13 protein-coding genes and 1 pseudogene are annotated in these 17,247 nt (G+C 40.8%); 5 read left to right on the forward strand and 9 right to left on the reverse strand.

Annotation, left to right across the window (positions count from 1 at the left end; translation table 11 throughout):
- Positions 1 to 34: 34 nt before the first annotated feature.
- Genes BFP75_RS20425 through BFP75_RS20435 form a run of 3 tightly spaced genes read left to right on the forward strand, consistent with a single transcriptional unit; the run spans position 35 to position 2,641 of the window.
- Positions 35 to 973 (forward strand): DUF6427 family protein, encoded by a 939-nt coding sequence (locus BFP75_RS20425; RefSeq protein WP_099547171.1) that lies wholly within the window; start codon positions 35 to 37, stop codon positions 971 to 973.
- Between the two features lie 29 nt (positions 974 to 1,002).
- Complete coding sequence (locus BFP75_RS20430) at positions 1,003 to 1,605, forward strand: DUF4254 domain-containing protein (RefSeq protein WP_099547172.1); 603 nt, start codon at positions 1,003 to 1,005, stop codon at positions 1,603 to 1,605.
- Complete coding sequence (locus tag BFP75_RS20435) at positions 1,592 to 2,641, forward strand: glycosyltransferase family 9 protein (RefSeq protein WP_240531858.1); 1,050 nt, start codon at positions 1,592 to 1,594, stop codon at positions 2,639 to 2,641. Before BFP75_RS20430 ends, BFP75_RS20435 begins: the two co-directional genes overlap by 14 nt.
- Here BFP75_RS20435 and BFP75_RS20440 read toward each other — a convergent pair.
- The 8 genes and pseudogenes from BFP75_RS20440 to BFP75_RS20475 all read right to left on the reverse strand — a co-directional run bounded on the left by BFP75_RS20440 (position 2,638) and on the right by BFP75_RS20475 (position 12,568).
- Positions 2,638 to 3,255 carry a TetR/AcrR family transcriptional regulator gene (locus BFP75_RS20440; RefSeq protein WP_099547174.1) on the reverse strand — a complete coding sequence of 206 codons (618 nt, stop codon included), beginning with the start codon at positions 3,253 to 3,255 and terminating at the stop codon, positions 2,638 to 2,640. The genes BFP75_RS20435 and BFP75_RS20440 overlap by 4 nt on opposite strands.
- A gap of 272 nt (positions 3,256 to 3,527) precedes the next feature.
- On the reverse strand, positions 3,528 to 4,583 hold the full coding sequence (arsS, locus tag BFP75_RS20445) for an arsenosugar biosynthesis radical SAM (seleno)protein ArsS (RefSeq protein ID WP_099547175.1): 1,056 nt from the start codon (positions 4,581 to 4,583) through the stop codon (positions 3,528 to 3,530).
- 52 nt (positions 4,584 to 4,635) lie between these two features.
- Positions 4,636 to 4,971 carry an arsenosugar biosynthesis-associated peroxidase-like protein gene (locus BFP75_RS20450; RefSeq protein WP_094999161.1) on the reverse strand — a complete coding sequence of 112 codons (336 nt, stop codon included), beginning with the start codon at positions 4,969 to 4,971 and terminating at the stop codon, positions 4,636 to 4,638.
- Positions 4,972 to 5,241: 270 nt separating this feature from the next.
- Positions 5,242 to 5,874, reverse strand: a pseudogene (locus BFP75_RS20455) (metallophosphoesterase family protein); the annotation flags it as partial.
- Complete coding sequence (locus BFP75_RS20460; RefSeq protein ID WP_099547176.1) at positions 5,829 to 7,169, reverse strand: sodium:solute symporter; 1,341 nt, start codon at positions 7,167 to 7,169, stop codon at positions 5,829 to 5,831. The gene BFP75_RS20460 and the pseudogene BFP75_RS20455, both read right to left, overlap by 46 nt.
- 7 nt (positions 7,170 to 7,176) lie before the next feature.
- On the reverse strand, positions 7,177 to 8,619 hold the full coding sequence (locus BFP75_RS20465) for a SusD/RagB family nutrient-binding outer membrane lipoprotein (RefSeq protein WP_099547177.1): 1,443 nt from the start codon (positions 8,617 to 8,619) through the stop codon (positions 7,177 to 7,179).
- 2 nt (positions 8,620 to 8,621) lie between these two features.
- Positions 8,622 to 11,825 carry a SusC/RagA family TonB-linked outer membrane protein gene (locus tag BFP75_RS20470; protein WP_099547178.1) on the reverse strand — a complete coding sequence of 1,068 codons (3,204 nt, stop codon included), beginning with the start codon at positions 11,823 to 11,825 and terminating at the stop codon, positions 8,622 to 8,624.
- Positions 11,826 to 11,884: 59 nt separating this feature from the next.
- Complete coding sequence (locus tag BFP75_RS20475; RefSeq protein WP_099547179.1) at positions 11,885 to 12,568, reverse strand: DUF2064 domain-containing protein; 684 nt, start codon at positions 12,566 to 12,568, stop codon at positions 11,885 to 11,887.
- Positions 12,569 to 12,956: 388 nt separating this feature from the next.
- Here BFP75_RS20475 and BFP75_RS20485 point away from each other — a divergent pair, with 388 nt between their 5' ends.
- Positions 12,957 to 14,474: a Do family serine endopeptidase gene (locus BFP75_RS20485; RefSeq protein ID WP_099547181.1), complete on the forward strand. Its 1,518-nt coding sequence runs from the start codon at positions 12,957 to 12,959 to the stop codon at positions 14,472 to 14,474.
- A 72-nt stretch (positions 14,475 to 14,546) separates the two neighbouring features.
- Positions 14,547 to 15,320: a patatin-like phospholipase family protein gene (locus BFP75_RS20490; protein ID WP_099547208.1), complete on the forward strand. Its 774-nt coding sequence runs from the start codon at positions 14,547 to 14,549 to the stop codon at positions 15,318 to 15,320.
- A gap of 5 nt (positions 15,321 to 15,325) precedes the next feature.
- Here the strand turns inward: BFP75_RS20490 and BFP75_RS20495 are convergent, their stop codons facing one another.
- Complete coding sequence (locus BFP75_RS20495; protein ID WP_099547182.1) at positions 15,326 to 17,170, reverse strand: SLC13 family permease; 1,845 nt, start codon at positions 17,168 to 17,170, stop codon at positions 15,326 to 15,328.
- Between the last annotated feature and the right edge of the window lie 77 nt (positions 17,171 to 17,247).

The raw sequence follows: 17,247 nt of genomic DNA on the forward strand, positions 1-17,247 counted from the left end.
CTATATTTACAGGGCAAAAGTATAAAAATCATCCATGATTTCAAGCATTTTTGGTAAAACAAAACCGGTAAACTTTGTCATACTGTTCAGTTTTATCCTTCTATTATATCCTACAACAAAGTTTTTTGTGCTAAATCTTGATGTAAACGACGTAAGTCTCCTCAAGGAACTTATAGTTTTGGCGGTATTGTTATTTAGTGTATTTATTATGGATTTCATAGTAAAACGAAATAAGTTGACCAAGAACAATTCCTACGCCATCCTGTTTTTTACACTATTGTTAATGGTGTTTCCCGCTAGTATGGGGGATTCCAATGCCATCTTTTGCAATTTCTTCCTATTACTTGCCTTTAGGAGGATCCTCAGTATAAAATCCCTTAAGAACATCAAACTAAAGATATTTGATGCCAGTTTATGGATACTTGTGGGCAGCCTTTTTTATGATTGGGGCATACTCTATTTGGTTCTGGTGCTTTCGGCAATTTTTATTTATGAACCAAAAAACTTGCGAAACTGGCTCGTAATCCTATCGTCGGCAATATGCTTTTCGCTCATACTGATTGGGTTTTTATCGATTTTTGACCGACTTGACTGGCTTTTGGAACATTATAGTTTTCAACTGGACATTAAAAACCTGTTTACATTTGACCTTACTCCAAGCGTGAAAATCGGATTTTATGTTATCTTAAATGTAGCACTTATTTTTTGGGCTTTTCTAAAATTGGGCAAAGCCGGTGTAGGAAGGATTATTATGATACGTTTGGTGGTCCTTTCCTTTGTTTTGGGGCTGTTGCTAAACCTATTGGTGCTTTCAGGGACTAGTCATGCATTGATTATCACCTTTTTCCCCTCCGTCATTTTAATGACCAACTATGTGCAGTCCATTAAGCGCGAAAAATTCCGGGAAATACTATTAATCGTCAGTATCTTGATTCCAACGGCAATTTTTTTGGGAAAGCTTTTGATTTCCTGATATAAGGTATCTTTGTTAAAAATTATATTATGTTCAGCGATTTCGCGATTAAGGTTTTCGAGGAAAGTATACATACATATCACGAAAAGGATGATGTAGATCAAGTGTTTAACAATCCCTATCCAAAGGAGGATATAGCCCATTTACTTTACCGAAAGAATTGGATAGATACGGTTCAATGGCATTATGAGGATATTATAAGAAATCCAAATATTGAACCCAAAGCGGCGTTGAATTTAAAGCGTAAAATTGATGCCAGCAACCAAGACAGAACGGACCTCGTTGAATATATAGACGGGTATTTTTTGAATAAATACCAATCGGTAGAAATTAAGGAGAACGCCACTATCAATACGGAGAGCCCTGCCTGGGCGATAGACCGACTGTCCATTCTCGCCTTGAAAATTTATCACATGCAGGAGGAGGTGAACAGGGAGGATGCGTCCCACGAACATCTAAAAAGGTGTCAGGACAAATTGGACATTCTTTTGGAGCAGCGTAGAGACCTTTCAACGGCCATCGACCAATTGTTGAAAGATATAGAAGAAGGCAACAAATACATGAAAGTGTACAAGCAAATGAAGATGTACAACGATGAGGAACTAAATCCCATCCTTCGTGGCCAAAAATAGGATAGGGCATATATTGGTCATCAGGTTATCGGCCATGGGAGATGTGGCCATGACGGTTCCTGTGCTACTTGCATTGACCGATAAATACCCCGATGTAAAAATCACATTTCTTACCAAACCATTTTTTGCACCCATTATATCTAAAATTCCCAACGTAAGTGTTTTTACTGCCGATGTAAAAGGAGCGCATAAAGGGCCTTTAGGCCTATGGAAACTTTTTAAACAGCTAAGGGAGATGGATGTGGATGCCGTGGCAGATCTTCACAATGTGCTACGCAGTAATATTCTAAAAATCTTTTTTGGACTATACGGTATCCCTGTTGAACAAATGGACAAGGGTAGAAAGGAGAAAAGGAAACTTATTTCGGGAAAAATAAAGGAACTACATTCTCTAACTCCAATGTACTTGCGGTATCGATCGGTTTTCGAAAGACATGGTTTTGAATTTTCCGTTCACAAGGCCCATGTTCTGGGAAAGCATAGGATAACCACGGATTTTGGCACTAGTTTTATACCCAAAGGCAAGAAGCTGATAGGTATCGCACCCTTTGCCGCTTTTTCCGGAAAAATATATCCTCTCGCATTAATGGAAACCTTGATTTCGGAATTGGCCGCCTTGAAAGATGTAAAAATTCTTCTTTTTGGAGGTGGCCAAAAGGAGCGGACAGTTTTGGAGGATTGGGACCAAAAATTCGCTGGATGTACTTCAATAGCGGGAAAATTACCGTTTAAAGCGGAACTCGCCCTGATCAGTAATTTGGAGGTAATGATTTCCATGGATAGCGGAAACGGTCATTTGGCGGCTATGTACGGTGTTCCTGTAATAACATTGTGGGGCGTAACACATCCGGCAGCTGGCTTTGCACCCTTTGGCCAGTCGGTTGAAAACCAAATTGTTTCGAACAGGGATGAATTCCCTTTGATACCTACATCGGTTTACGGAAACAAATTTCCGCCAGGATATGATCAGGTCATGAAAACAATTTCTCCTGAACAGATTGTAAAAAGGGTTCGGCAAATACTTATAATTGACTAAGCGACCACTTTTCTAGGCTCCAAGGATTTTAGATAAACTCGTAATTGGCTCATAAAACGATATTTCCTGGCACTAGGGGTAGTGCCTACCATCAAGGTACGAACACCAAAATAGGAGCTTATTAAATACGTGGCTGCCGCCTCACAATCTACATGGCGATCTACATAGCCATTGAACTTCCCTTTTTGCAAGGTCGAAACTAGATTTACCTCCCAAATGGAAAATATATCACAAAGATGTTTCATTATTTTTTGGTCCTTTCCGCGGAATTCGGTCAAGAAATTATTGAGTACACAACCAAAGTCCATGTCATTATGAACGGCGGTTTCCAAAGCTTCTTCAAAACAATCGACTATTTGCTCAAGAGGATTATCATGGCCTTCTATAGGTTCAATTAGTACGCTGTATATTTTTCTGGCCAATAAGTTTTGGATGATTTGTATAAAGAAATCCTCTTTCGATGCAAAGTGGTAATAAAAGGCACCTTTGGATAAGGATAGTTTTTTTAGGATGTCGTCAACGCTGGTGGCATAATAACCGTTTGCATAAAATAGTTCTAATCCAGCGGTTTGCATGCGGTGCATGGTAGCCATGCGTTTTAAATTTTTATCCATGATTTCAAGATTTGGGTTAATCCGACCGTTTGGTCTGTACAAAGAACCGAACGATGCTCGTTGCAATTCGATTCTTTGGATATGATGAAGAAAAAAATCGGTGAACGTTCAAAAACCCGATGAACTACCACTTTTTTGAAAATAAAAACCGACCAGATGGTCGGTTTATGTGTACACTTTTAAGGATTAATAACTTGTCCCATGTCATAATTCATTGGTTTATACCTAAAGTAGGATTGAAATTCCCCTCCTTGGGAGGGGTTAGGGGAGGCTTAAGCCACTGTCCCCTGACAACTACTGCCGGCACCGGCAGTACAGCCATAGCAGTGTTGGGAAATAATAATGTTTCTATCGTTTAGGATATCCTCGTTATAATCCTTGATATGCTTGACTTTACTGGCTACCTTTAAGCCCAACATCTGGTTAAAGTCACAATCATATAACCATCCGTCCCAACTCACGGAAATCGTATTGGTGCACATGACATTGGCCACTGCAGCGGGATTATAGGCTTCCACAAGGGCATACATATAGTCCTCATAGTTTTCCGAAGCGATCAAATAATCCAAAAATCGTGCAATGGGCAGGTTGGTAATAGCAAATAGGTTATGGAACTGAATACCAAAGTCCTCTTTAAGCGCTTTTTTAAAGTCCTTTTCCATCGCGGCCTGGTCTCCGGGTAAGTAGGCCCCAGATGGGTTGTAAACCAAGTCTAAGCGCAAGTCACTGTCCAGCATTCCATAACCTCGCTCGTTCAACTCCTGAAGGGCCTTTATCGATTTGTCAAAAACACCATCACCTCTTTGTTTATCTGTTTTTCCGCGAGTCCAATGAGGCATGGAAGAAATTACGTGAACATTATGCTTTTTAAAGAAATCGGGTAGGTCATAATATTTTTTATTGGCTCTAATAATCGTCAAATTGGAACGCACGATAAAATCCTTGATTCCTGCTTTGGCAGCTTCTTCCACAAACCATCTAAAATCAGGATTCATTTCGGGTGCACCCCCCGTAAGGTCCAACGTATGGGCACCTGTATTTTTAATGACCTCAAGACATTGCCGCATGGTTTCCCGGGTCATGATTTCCTTACGGTCGGGCCCTGCATCCACATGGCAATGTTCACAGACCTGATTGCACATATACCCCACATTGATTTGCAGTATTTCCAATTTCTTGGGACGTAAAGGGAACTGACCAATTTGGCTGATCTTATCCTTGAAATAGGGAAGCTCACCATCGGCAAAAATGCCTCCGTTCAAAATTTCCAATTGCTTATTGGACACTGCTAATTCATCTCCTTGCGCCTTCAACGACTTTGTTGCCATAATTTTTTATTTTTCAGTATTCAATTTTTTTAATAGTTGTAGATACGAAATGCTACATAGAAAGCTTGTTGTATTTGTTCATCATTTGGACTCCATGCACCAAGGTAGCACCACTTTCTATAGCCGCTCCAACATGTACGGCTTCCATCATCTCTTCTTTGGTAATTCCTTTTTGTAGGCCATCTTTCGTATAGGCATCTATGCAATAGGGGCATTTTACGACATGGGAAACGGCCAGGGCAATCAGGGATTTTTCCCTGGCGCTCAAGGCCCCTTCTTCAAATACCTTTCCATAGTAATCAAAGAACTTGGTTCCTAGTTCTTCGCTCCATTCGGTTATTTTACCAAATTTTCTTAAATCTTTTGGGTCGTAATAAGAGTCTGCCATTTTATTCTGTGTTTTGGATTGAATGTTTTGTTTATTTAAACCGATATTGAATGCAATGGGTATTCCTTGCCCCATTTTTTCTATTTCTGGAAGGATTTCCATATTATCCCATATTCCGGATGCTAGGGTGTCTGCATATTCCTCTGGCAAATGGTTTTGGTACATAAGCAGTTGAGCGGTCTGGAAATCATATTCAAAGGATTTATGGGAATAGGATAGATTTTCTTCTGTATCCTCCATAAGAACATACCAAACCCTAGATGTACCATCATTCGCGGGCATTCCGATAACCCCGGGATTCACCCATAATTTTTCCTTTATATTTTGATGAAAAGGAAGCCCACAATGTCCGGCAATCACCACATCGCTATAGGTAGCTTTAAAACAAGTTTCCTTACTTTCTTGTGCATTGGATTTAAATATGAATTCCGATACATTGCCATAATTACCGTGCACTACCGTTATTTTTTTTCCGGCGTAATCAAAACTGATATTTTCCGGAAGGGTGCCAATCCATTTCAGTGATTCTTCGGACAACTTCATTTTTGTATATGGAAACCACATTTTGGAGAAACTGTCACAACGTCCACCTGCCTTAAAATCACATCCACATTCCTCACTGTCATTGGCCAACTGTAGTTCCACATTACCGGCAATACTCAAAGCCCCCCAATTTTTGAAGGCTTGTAACGTTTCTTCTGGTTGGGCGCAATATCCGGTGATGTCTCCCGTACAGATACAATTTTCTGGAGGGATACCTTCTTCTTTGGCTATTGAAATTAGCTTTTCCAGGGCCTGTAGATTGCTGTATACACCACCAAAAAGGAGTAGTTTCCCCTTTTTTGTTCCAATATGTTTTATTTTTTCAGCCATGTAGGTATAAAGTATAACAGTGTACAACATAAGATGCCCCAAACATTGATCCAAAGTAAATCGGCGTATTTACCGGTCGTGAATATGAATTGTTCAGGAAACCAATTAAAAACCAGGAAAAGACCAAATATCAGTCCACAAAGAACGCTCAAGTGAAAACTTATTTTTGGGGCCTTTCCTTTCCAAAAAATGAATATCGGCGTAAGCCCAATGACCATGGTTCCGCTAATGGTCGTGGCCGATAGTATTTCGCCATCCAAAAAAATAGGAATAGTACCAAGTACGGCAATGAAGGCCATAGACCACCTCCCGATACTTAGCGTGTTGCCAAATTTCAAATCCACCGCAATCAATTTAGAAAATGAGGAAAACGTGGAATCCAAGGTGGAGGCCGCTGAGGTAATCATTATAAAATTGATGATTAAAAGTGTTACGATGCCAAAGGCCTTGCCTACTTCCACCGCTGCCTGACCTACGATACCTAGGGATTGAGCATAAATACCAATGGTGCTAAATAGCACTATGCATATAGCACCCGTTACACTGGCCCATAAAAAGCTTTTTAGGGTAACCTTGGGGCTACTGATGAAACCTCTATCCGTTAAGACCGGATCATGAAAAGGGTAACTGAAAGACTGTATAAGCGCCGCAAATAAAAGATTTAACCCCATTTCAAAGGACCAAATTCCAGAATTCAAGGTTTCCTTGACCGTGAAATCCGTTTTTGGACCGTAAATGGTATATAGAATTACAATGAGTAGTATGGAGAATAGCGCCATTTGTACTACATCCGTGAAAATGGAACTACTCATTCCCCCTTTAATAACATAGGCCAAGGTAAGAAACGTAAATACCAAAATACTCCAATAATAGGTGCTGGTCCCCATTTCACCAAAATAGGATCCAATGACCATGGTGTTGCTCCAAACTTCATTAAATAAGCGGATAGCTATCAATAACGAAAAAACCAATACGGCCATTTTGCCAAATTTTGAGGTTAGGAAGTGGTGTATGCTTTTATAATTTCCAAACACACGCATTCTATAAATAACAATTCCCGCTATGGCAAAGGATAGGTAATAGGCTGCATAGGCAACACCTCCCACAATGCCAAATTCCAACCCTAAGTTAGCCGCATTGGTTATGCTTTTTGCGAATATCCAAGAAATAACCAAACTGCCCATCAACACCAGTGTGCTGGGAGTCTTTTTCTTTTGGACTGCATTATAAAACTGATTGGTATTTTTAGCAAAAGGGGACAGGAAGAATAGTATCAAACTAGATACTATGATCAATCCCCATTGCCAAAATAACATGTTATTCATTTTTATTTTATTCTTCGTCCCACCAAACTTTTACATTAATGCTATTGCCATCTGTTTTGTTGGCGGCCGTAGTGTAATTAATATTATTTAGCGCCTCTTCCTCACCTGGATAAGGCATTCTTACCGGTATTAAATCATCATTGAGACTTGCTGAAATTGTTTTTAGCGGTGGGTAACCCGTTCTTCTATATTCTATCCAACCTTCATAGCCATTAATCATATTGGCAATCCACTTTTGGGTTATGATATTCTCCAAAGGATTCCCATTGTCCAATGCTCCTGGATTCGTTAAATAATCATTGGGAAGTTCTACCTGCCAATAGTCATAAGCCTGGATGATACCCCTTTCATATAGCTGTTTTACATCTCCGGCAATAAAACCCTTTTGTACAGCCTCGGCCAAAAGAAATTGGGTTTCCATGCTCGTCATGAAATTGGCGTCTAATACTCCCGTATTCTCCCTAAAAATAGTCCCGGCCAAGGAATAGTCAGATACATTAATAGTGGTGGAAGAGGCATCGATACCATTTAAGAGTCCGTTATATTCACCACCCATATCACTATTAGCGATGGGCCTAAAAAGTTTTGAAATACGTGGGTCATCAAGTTTGGTTAAAATTTCATCCATCGTTTCAGACATTACAAAATTGTTGAAATCTCCAATTCGCAGTCGGGCCAACCTAAAATTATTGGGCTCACCATCCGTAAAATCAAACACGGCATTTTGACTATTCTCCTGAATATAATTTCCTTCGTTAAAAAGGGCTTGTAGTTCCGTAGCCACTTCCATTTTTGAAGAAATTCGCATGAGGTATTTGATTTTAAGTGAATTGGCAAAACGCACCCAGCTTTCCAAGTCACCCTCAAAAAGGATATCCCCTTCGAGCGGAATGGTTCCTTCATAGGATTCAATGGCCGATATTCCTTTATTGAGATTGTCGAATATTCCATTTTCGGCCATATAAATGGATTCTTGACTATCGTAAACCGGGGTCACCGTGCCTTGATCACCTTTAAAGGCTTCAAAGTAGGGAACGTCTCCAAACAAATCGGTCAATGCGGCGGCCATATAGGCTTTCAGTATTCGTGCTGGCCCTTCGTATACTGAAAATGAAGGGTTTTCCTGTGAGAGATTCAATATGATTTCATTGTCCCGAAGGTTCTCATAGAATATGGGCCATGGATTTCCTCCCAACTGTGGAGATTTTAAGTTATGCCTATCAAAGAGGTTGAAATCCAAGGCTGTGGTATATTGTCCCAATAAATTTCCAGCGGTAAAACCTTCATAGGACATTTGCTCACCGTAATCATAGATAACCTGTCTCAGCAAAAGACTGGGTTGTACGCTTACCGGAGCATTGGGATTGGTATTGATATCCTCAAAATCCTGGGTACAACTTATCAACGCCAACAAGAGAAATATGCTAAATATTATTTTCATCGTTTTCATTCTTAAAAATTAAACCCTGCCTTTATGCCAATACTGCGTGTAGTTGCGTAAGACATATCCTCTACGCCACTTATAAAACCTTGTCCCTGTACTGCCAATTGCTCTGGGTCAAAATGGGGATTTTCAGTGAAGGCAAAAAGATTTCTGCCGATCAAGGAAAGATTCAATTGGGCTTCTTGATTGAAGACAGACAGGTCCTTAAACGTATATCCTATGGAGAACTGGCGTAATTTTAAAAATGACGCATCATACGTGTTGTTTTCCTCATGGTTACGGTCATAAAATTGCCGGTAATAACTCTCGGCCGATACCGCGACCGTATTTGGAGTATACACGGGGTCGTCATTCGTTCCCGTGTTGACTACGCCAACTGGGACAATACCTGCTTCCGGGCGAAATAAGGTTTCTGCCAATTGACCACCTACATTGCCTAACGCTCTTGTTCTAGAAACGATTATCCCTCCTTGGCGCCAGTCCAAAAGAAAGCCAAGGTTCCAGTTTTTATACTTAAACTGGTTATTAATGCCCAACATAAAATCCGGATTATAATTCCCTAGTTTTTGTAAATCGTTATTGGGAATATACCGTCCTTCATCCGTAAGTATAAAATCTCCATTTTCATTTTTTAAATAGCCAGTACCATAAAGATCTCCAACGCGACCACCTTCTTCCACTTGAAGATATACCGTTTGGTTTTGACTATCGTAGATTCTTGAATATGCTAGGGTTAAGCGGCCGTCTTCCTGAGGCAAATCTTCAACGATAGCCCGATTCGTGCTAAAATTTAAGGTACTATTCCATGAAAAATTATCCGATACCACGGGAGAAATTCCGGTAATAATTTCCAACCCTTTGGAACGAACACTTCCTGCATTTACCACTTGTTGCGTATAACCCGAAGATATCCCAATGGGAAGGGATATGATCTGGTCTTTGGTCAAGGCGTTATAGTAAGAAACATCAAAACTTAACTGATCACCGAAAAACCGTATATCGGCCCCAATTTCAAAAGAGGAAGTCTGCTCCGGTTGTAAATTGGGGTTGGCAATGGTGTTTTGGTTGCTAAAAGTGGGCTGTCCAATAAATGGGGTTTGGGCCACAAACGCGCTCGTGGTTTGGTAGGGATTGGTATCATTACCCACTTGGGCCCAACTGGCACGAAGTTTTGCAAAGGAAATAACCTGTGGTAGGTCTACTACTTGGGATAGAATAAAACTTGAGGAGACCGATGGGTAAAAGAACGAGGTATTGTCTACGGAAAAAGGGGTAGCCAAAGCACTGGACCAATCGTTCCTGCCAGTAATATCTAAAAATAGAAAATCCTCATAGCCCAGTTTCACCAAACCGTAAAAACTGTTTATTCGCTTGTTCGATTCAAATTGGAAAACTTCTACCGGAGAGGCCGCGTTCGAAAGCCTGAAAATTCCTGGTTGGGCCAAACTTGTTGTCTGTGACTGGGAGGTAAATGCTTTTTGGTCCAATCGGTTTCCGCCAAGGCTAACATCGAGTTTTAAGACATTAAAACGATTGGTATAATTTAAAAGGAAATCAGTATTTATTTCCCTAAAGAAAACATCATGCTCCGCATATCCTCCGTTCTGGAATCTATTGGAACTAAAGGCTCGCCTTAACTGGCGAAGCTCACTGGAATAATCCATTCCCGATCTAATTGAAGCGGTCAAATGTTCCGTAATATCATAACTCGCTGAAATGTTTCCAAAGATCCGATCCCTATTAAAAGAGTTCCTATTTTCATACATGATGAAAAATGGGTTGTCAAAGAAGGTGTAATTGAAAGAGTATTGCTGAACGCCCTCCAACCCAGGCTGCCAATAGTCCCGTAAACTATCTATGTTCAAAGACCTTGGACCCCATCCTACCAGGGAATAATTTACATTTTCGGAACCATACCCATTTGATGGCCGATTATCGCTTTTGGAGCTGATATAGCTGATAGCAGAATTGATACTCAATTTTTCGGTAGGTCTAAAGCCCAATCGTGTGCTTATCGTCTGTCGGTCCAGATTCACACCCGGAATAATTGATTCGCTTCTTAGATCCGTAAAAGAGAGTCGGTAATTTCCTTTTTCAAAATTGGAGGCAACGGCAATGTTGTTTATAAGCGTAGTTCCCGTCCTATAAAAATCCTTTAGGTTATCCGGATGGGACACAAACGGGGTGGGCGTAATGGGCAGGCCACTATAAAGGGCCGTGTCGCCACCTCGCACCACGGTTCCATCGGTCAAAGTAACCGGGCTGTCAAATTGGGGAATAAGATTACCTACGTTCAACCTGGGTCCCCAACTGTACGTAATGTTGTCGCTGATGCCACCTCCAAGACCATCAACAAATTCAAAGACTCCAGATTGGCCTTGCCCATATTCATTTTGGAAATCGGGCAATTGGAATGCGGTATCCACAAAAAAGCTGGTATTGTAATTAATGCCAAGTCCTGTACTGTTTCTACCATTTTTGGTTTCAATGACGATAACACCGTTGGACGCCCTTGTCCCATAAAGGGCGGCTGCACTGGGGCCTTTTAGAACAGAGACTTCCGCAATATCATCAGGATTGACTTCCATGGCACCATTTCCAAAATCTATTTCCTGAAAGCCGGCAGCCGCTTCATTGGTAAAGTTAAAGACCGAATTATTGTTAATGGGTACTCCATCCACAATGAAGAGTGGGTTGTTATTGGAGAAAGACGCCTCTCCCCGTATGGTAATTTTTGAGGTGGAACCCACTCCTGTAGGTCCTTGATTAATGGTAACTCCTGCCAGTTTTCCGGCCAAATTATCCAAAAAATTGACCGATTTCACTTCGGTGACGCCCTGTGCATCCAAACTTTGGACCACATAGCCCAACTCCTTGGTTTCCCTTTTTAGGCCCAGTGCTGTCAGGACAACTTCGTCCAATTGCTCGGAAGATTCCAATAAGGTGACCTCTATATAGGACAAATCATTAATGGGAACTTTTTGCGTTTGATACCCTAAAACAGAAAACTCCAAAACACCCTTGGTATCGGTCGTATTTATTGAAAATTTCCCTTCTTCATTGGTAATGGTTCCCTTGTTTGTCCCTGATAGGAGGACGTTTACGTAGGGAATGGGATTGCCGGTAGCATCCGTCACTATGCCGGAAACCGTATTTTGGCAAAAAACCGTTGCAGTCATGAACAGGGTCATGACCAACATAAAATATTTCATGTTTTGGCAATTGTGTTAGTTCTTAAGTCGAATTTTGGATCGTAAAAAATCCAAAGGATTTAACGGATTGGAACAAACACTGGAGACCCTTTGTTCAAGGGTAGATGGAGGAAAAGGAAATTATAGGATGAACCTATGTAAGAGACCGTATTTCTTATTGAATTTAAGCAATTGGAAAAAACTGCCAGTAGCAAAACAGGGAGCGTTGAAATATAGTTGGAAAGCCTTTGAATGGAATAAATCGTATCAATATCCTCAAAGACGGGTAGTTTAAAAATGGAACACTCGTTGACTTCCAATTTTTCAATTAAAGTCCTTAATAGACTTCTATTTTGCCATGGTAAATGGATGAAATCATCAGCATCAAAATTTGCTTGATGAATCCCCATCAAATAAAAACCACCATCTAAAGAAGGGCCAAGGACCGTTCTTCCCTCGATCAGTGCTTCGGCGGCAGCCTTAATGTGCCCGGATTGTAAGTGTGGCGTATCATTTCCTACGGTAATGACTTTTTCAAAACCTTTGTCAAAAACGCTTTTAATGGCATTTGTAAAACGTTCCCCAAAAGTAGTTCCTTTTTGATGCTCCTCGGTTATGTGAAAATAGGGAAGGGTAGATTTTTCAACTTCCTTGAGTGTTCTTTTTGTTAAGGAATTGAATAGTGCCTCCCCATTTTTTATGGGTTTATGGCGCATTTCCTCCAAGGAAGAATTGGCAAATACTAAGACCGCGGTACTATGCATCAAAATTTAGATTATCATCCATATCTCTACTTAAACATACGATAAAAAAAGGCAAAGGTTTTAAGATTGAAATATTTTATTGGTTCATACTTACAAAAAGCCAAAAAAAGGTCAAAATGGCAGAAACGGAACAATTCGTCAGGATATGAAATTTTCAGACCATTTTTAAGCCAATTAAAAGGATACGTACCATCAATGGGTCGCTGAAAAACACAATACCTTAAATATTTTAAACATTTTTTTAAATAAGGCATCGTAAAGTCTAAAAACCGACTTAAAACGGAACGAAATTTTAGAAAAAATTTAGCAATTACACGGCTTCAAGTGGCACAGGTATTGAAATAAATAGGTACGTAATAAAAACTATAATTATTAATCCAGAAATATTATGAATGCAAACAAATCAAGCAAAGGAAGTTTCAAGGTTTACTTCTTTTCTGCCTTAATAGCCCTAGCTGTTAGCCTAGGGGTTATAGGTGTAAACAAATTAAATCAAAAGGAGGAAATAAAAGGGGTTACCACGGTTGAAACGGTACAGGGGAAGCACGTTCTCTATACTGCGGATGACGAGGGGAACATTAAACCTTTGGATTTTACGGATACCTCCAAAAAAGTATTGGACGCTGTTGTCCACATTAAATCTACAATGACCTCGCCATCTTATGGCAATCAAGGAGGTAGGGAGCTGCCAGATCCATTTAAGGAGTTTTTTGGCGATATGTTCAAGGGGCAAACGCCGGAAGGCATGCAATCCCAACCTAGGATAGGTACTGGGTCTGGGGTCATAATCAATGATCAGGGATATATCGTGACCAATAACCACGTAATTGACAATGCCGATGAAGTGGAGGTGACTTTATACGACAACGAATCCTATAAGGCAACGGTGATCGGTACCGATCCTACTACGGATTTGGCCTTGTTGCAAATTGATGCCGATAATTTAAGTACCATGTCCTTGGTAAATTCCGATGATGTAGAGGTGGGCGAATGGGTATTGGCCGTTGGTAATCCAATGGGCCTAAACTCCACGGTTACCGCCGGTATCGTTAGTGCCAAGGCAAGGAATATCAATATCAATCAGGATAAATTTGCCGTGGAAAGTTTCATTCAGACCGATGCTGCCATCAACCCAGGAAACAGTGGTGGGGCTTTGGTGAACTTGGATGGTAATTTGGTTGGAATAAACACCGCCATTGCCAGTAGGACGGGCACCTACACCGGATATGGTTTTGCAGTACCCAGTAATATTGTAACCAAAGTCGTTGAGGATTTGTTGAAATATGGCAAAGTACAAAGGGGTATGTTGGGCGTTACCATAAGAACTATGGACAGTAATTTGGCCAAAGAAAAGGATGTGGACTTCACAAAAGGTGTGTGGATCGAGCAAGTTGGCGAAAATAGTGCTGCCGATAAGGCCGGTATTAAATCCGGGGACATTATCCTTGAAGTCAATGGATCAGAAACTGCCACTTCCCCTAGATTACAGGAAATCATTGCCGGAAAAAGACCTGGTGATGAGGTGACCCTTTTGGTCAACAGGGACGGTAAGGAGAAGGAATTCACAGTAGTTTTGGAAAATGCCAACGGTACCACCAAAATCGTAAAAAAGGAGAAAAAGGAAATTTTGAATCTGCTTGGGGCCGATTTTGAAAATTTGGATAAAGACTTGGCCGAAAAACTCAAGTTGGACGGCGGCGTTCAAGTGAACAAGCTCTACCCCGGAAAGATTAGAAAGGAAACCCAAATGCGTGAAGGTTTCATCATCACACATATTGACGGCAAACGCGTTACCGATGTGGAAGATGTGGCCCATATCCTTGAAAATAAAAAAGGCGGCGTTATGTTAGAGGGTGTTTATGAAGATGGAAGCAAGTATTATTATGCCTTTGGATTGGATTCGTAAAGTAATAGGATTTGGTTAATTTTAATGCCGTATGAGGGTTTTTACTTTGTACGGCATTTTTATGGAAACAATATGGCTTCCCTTTCAACAAAAAAAATAGGATTGGTCCTCTCCGGAGGCGGCGTTCGGGGCATGGCCCATATTGGTGTTATTAAGGCCATGCAGGAGTTTGGTCTGGAGGCCCAACTGGTAGCGGGAAGTAGTGTAGGGGCCCTTGTTGGCGCATTGTATGCGAACGGCACCCCAATTATGGACATGTTGCGTTTCTTTAAGGAAACCCCGCTTTTTAAGTATAATTTTATATCCATAGGAAAGCCGGGTCTTTTGGATACCGATAGGTATGAGGCCATTTTCAAGGCCTATTTTCCTCACAATACCTTCGAAGGACTCAAGAAAGGGCTTTATGTAGTGGCTACTAATTTGGAAAAGGGGGAGGAGCTTTTTATACATCAGGGGGAACTTATTAAGCCTTTGTTGGCATCTGCGGCCTTGCCTCCAGTTTTCAGTCCGGTATCTTATAATGGAAGTTTATATGCAGATGGAGGCATCATGAACAATTTTCCCTTGGAACCGGTTCGGGACAAGGTAGATTTTGTTATTGGCAGTAATGTATCCATTGTTTCGGAACTGAACAAAAAGAACCTCACCAATTCCCTACAACTTACAGGAAGGGTCACGGGATTGATGATCTATGCCATCAACAGGGAGAAAATAAAAAAATGCAATCTGGTGATCGAGCCCAAATCCTTGGAGCATATAGGTATTCTGGACCGAAAAGGGATTGAAAAAGCCTATGCCATTGGATATGAAAGTGCTTGTAAACAACTGGAAACCCTTGGTTCTTAAACCACTTACAACATAGCACTTAAGAGCAAGGTGCCCAGGACAAGTAGCAACAGGGAAATGACCCCTCCTAGAATGAGAAAGTGCTTAAACTTATAAATTCCCATGCTATAGATCAAGGCATTGGTTTGATACCCCAAGGGCGTAAAAAAACTGAAGTTTGCCGCAAACATGACACAAAGGATAAAGGGTTTCACGTCCAAACCCAAACCTTTGGCCAATGCTATTGCAATTGGCGCCATAATGATAGCTGTGGCATTGTTGGATACCACACTGCTGAACAACATGGTAGTAAGAAATAGCACGCCGATGATAAATATAGGTTGCTGGCCGGCCATAATTTTTAAAAGTTCTTGGGTCAACCATTTATCCGCACCAGAGTTTGTCATGGCAATGCCTAAAGGAATCATGCCTGCCAAAAGAAAAATGATCTGCCAGTTGATTTTTTCATAAATGGTATCGAGTTCAATACACTTAAAAAGTAACATGGCAATGGTCCCAAATATAACGCTGGTCATAATTTCAAAAACCCCGGTTGCCGCAAGGATAATGGTAACTACCAAAATCAAAAGACATAAATTTCTTTTAAAGGAGGTAGAGGGCAGTGCCCCGTCAAACTGGTTTAGAACAGCCAAATTGTTACTGTTTTCAAAATTGTTGAGGTAGGAAGTATCTGTCTGTATCAATAGACGATCGCCTACCCTGAGTCGGGTTATGGCACTATTGTTCAAATGCAAACGACTTCTCAGGTTGGTCAAGGGTTTTCTCTTGTTTACCGCAATTGGAATGGCCCTAGGTACGATTATTTTTTTTAGTGCCGATAGTGTTTTTCCAATAAAACGGGAACCTGGTAACAATAAAAGCTCAAGGAGGATGGTTTCATGTTCTTTTTCATCGGGAGAATCCTTTTCTTTTCTGTCCAATCTCTTGATGGATGTTTCTTCGGAAGTAAAATCGGCAGTATTTTCATCGATATCAAGGTCAAAATACCCTTCTCCTCTCATTTTTTGAAGATTTTCCAAGCTGCAATGCAACAGAATAATGTCGTTTGCCTTTATTTTCAATCCAGGGCTGAGCATATTCTTTTCCAGATTATTTCGTGTTACCCTTAAAACGGTAATTTCAGATTCCTTGAACATGAAGGTATCCTGTAGTTCCTTGTCTAACAAAGGGGAGTCTTTGTTTACCTTTAGGGTGAGCAGGTATCTATTTAGATTGTAGGTATCCGATAGTTTGTCCCCGTCGCCTTTGGGTAAAAATTTGTAGAACAGAACAATGATGAACATGGAAACGCCAAGGAAGCTCAGGCCTAACATGGAAAACTCAAAAAACCCAAGTTTTTCGCCTGTGTAACGAAGGGCTATATTGTTCACGATCAAATTCGTGGAAGTCCCCATAAGCGTACAGCTTCCACCAAGAATTCCTGCAAAGGAAATGGGTAGCAGCAGCTTTCCCGGGAGCATGCCATATTTTTCCTTGAGCTTTGCGACGATTTTAATAAAAACGATTACGACGGCAGTCGAGCTGATGAACGCCGAGATACCTCCGGATAAAATCATGATGGCAATCAAGGCAAGAATGGCCGGCCAACTTTTTAGGATTTTCAATCCTTCTGCCAACCACGAAATTACTCCATTATCCTCTAGTCCAATGGCCAATATCATAAGGCAAAGGATAGTTATCACGGCTTTGTTGGAAAACCCGCTTACAGCCTCTTCCGGGCTAACAAGGCCAGAGAGCAAAAGAATTCCTATGATTAAAAATGAGATTTTATCCATAGGAAAAACTTCAAAGGCAAACAGGATTACAACTGCGCCGATGATAAGAAATACGATAATAATTTCCCAGGTCATACTTAAAGGTAGAAATTGACCAAATGTAACACAAGGACTACATCAAATTAGCCCAATATAATAATTTGGGAATGCAT

The sequence above is a fragment of the Maribacter sp. 4G9 genome, from assembly GCF_002742265.1.
In the GTDB taxonomy this organism is placed as follows: Bacteria; Bacteroidota; Bacteroidia; order Flavobacteriales; family Flavobacteriaceae; genus Maribacter.

Excerpts from the sequence above, each read along its gene's own strand:
- BFP75_RS20495 (WP_099547182.1), bottom strand. The coding sequence starts at position 17,170 with ATGACCTGGGAAATTATTATCGTATTTCTTATCATCGGCGCAGTTGTA.
- BFP75_RS20470 (WP_099547178.1), bottom strand. The coding sequence starts at position 11,825 with ATGAAATATTTTATGTTGGTCATGACCCTGTTCATGACTGCAACGGTT.
- BFP75_RS20460 (WP_099547176.1), bottom strand. The coding sequence starts at position 7,169 with ATGAATAACATGTTATTTTGGCAATGGGGATTGATCATAGTATCTAGT.
- BFP75_RS20485 (WP_099547181.1), top strand. The coding sequence starts at position 12,957 with ATGAATGCAAACAAATCAAGCAAAGGAAGTTTCAAGGTTTACTTCTTT.
- BFP75_RS20440 (WP_099547174.1), bottom strand. The coding sequence starts at position 3,255 with ATGGATAAAAATTTAAAACGCATGGCTACCATGCACCGCATGCAAACC.
- BFP75_RS20430 (WP_099547172.1), top strand. The coding sequence starts at position 1,003 with ATGTTCAGCGATTTCGCGATTAAGGTTTTCGAGGAAAGTATACATACA.
- BFP75_RS20490 (WP_099547208.1), top strand. The coding sequence starts at position 14,547 with ATGGCTTCCCTTTCAACAAAAAAAATAGGATTGGTCCTCTCCGGAGGC.
- arsS (WP_099547175.1), bottom strand. The coding sequence starts at position 4,583 with ATGGCAACAAAGTCGTTGAAGGCGCAAGGAGATGAATTAGCAGTGTCC.
- BFP75_RS20465 (WP_099547177.1), bottom strand. The coding sequence starts at position 8,619 with ATGAAAACGATGAAAATAATATTTAGCATATTTCTCTTGTTGGCGTTG.
- BFP75_RS20450 (WP_094999161.1), bottom strand. The coding sequence starts at position 4,971 with ATGGCAGACTCTTATTACGACCCAAAAGATTTAAGAAAATTTGGTAAA.
- BFP75_RS20425 (WP_099547171.1), top strand. The coding sequence starts at position 35 with ATGATTTCAAGCATTTTTGGTAAAACAAAACCGGTAAACTTTGTCATA.
- BFP75_RS20475 (WP_099547179.1), bottom strand. The coding sequence starts at position 12,568 with ATGCATAGTACCGCGGTCTTAGTATTTGCCAATTCTTCCTTGGAGGAA.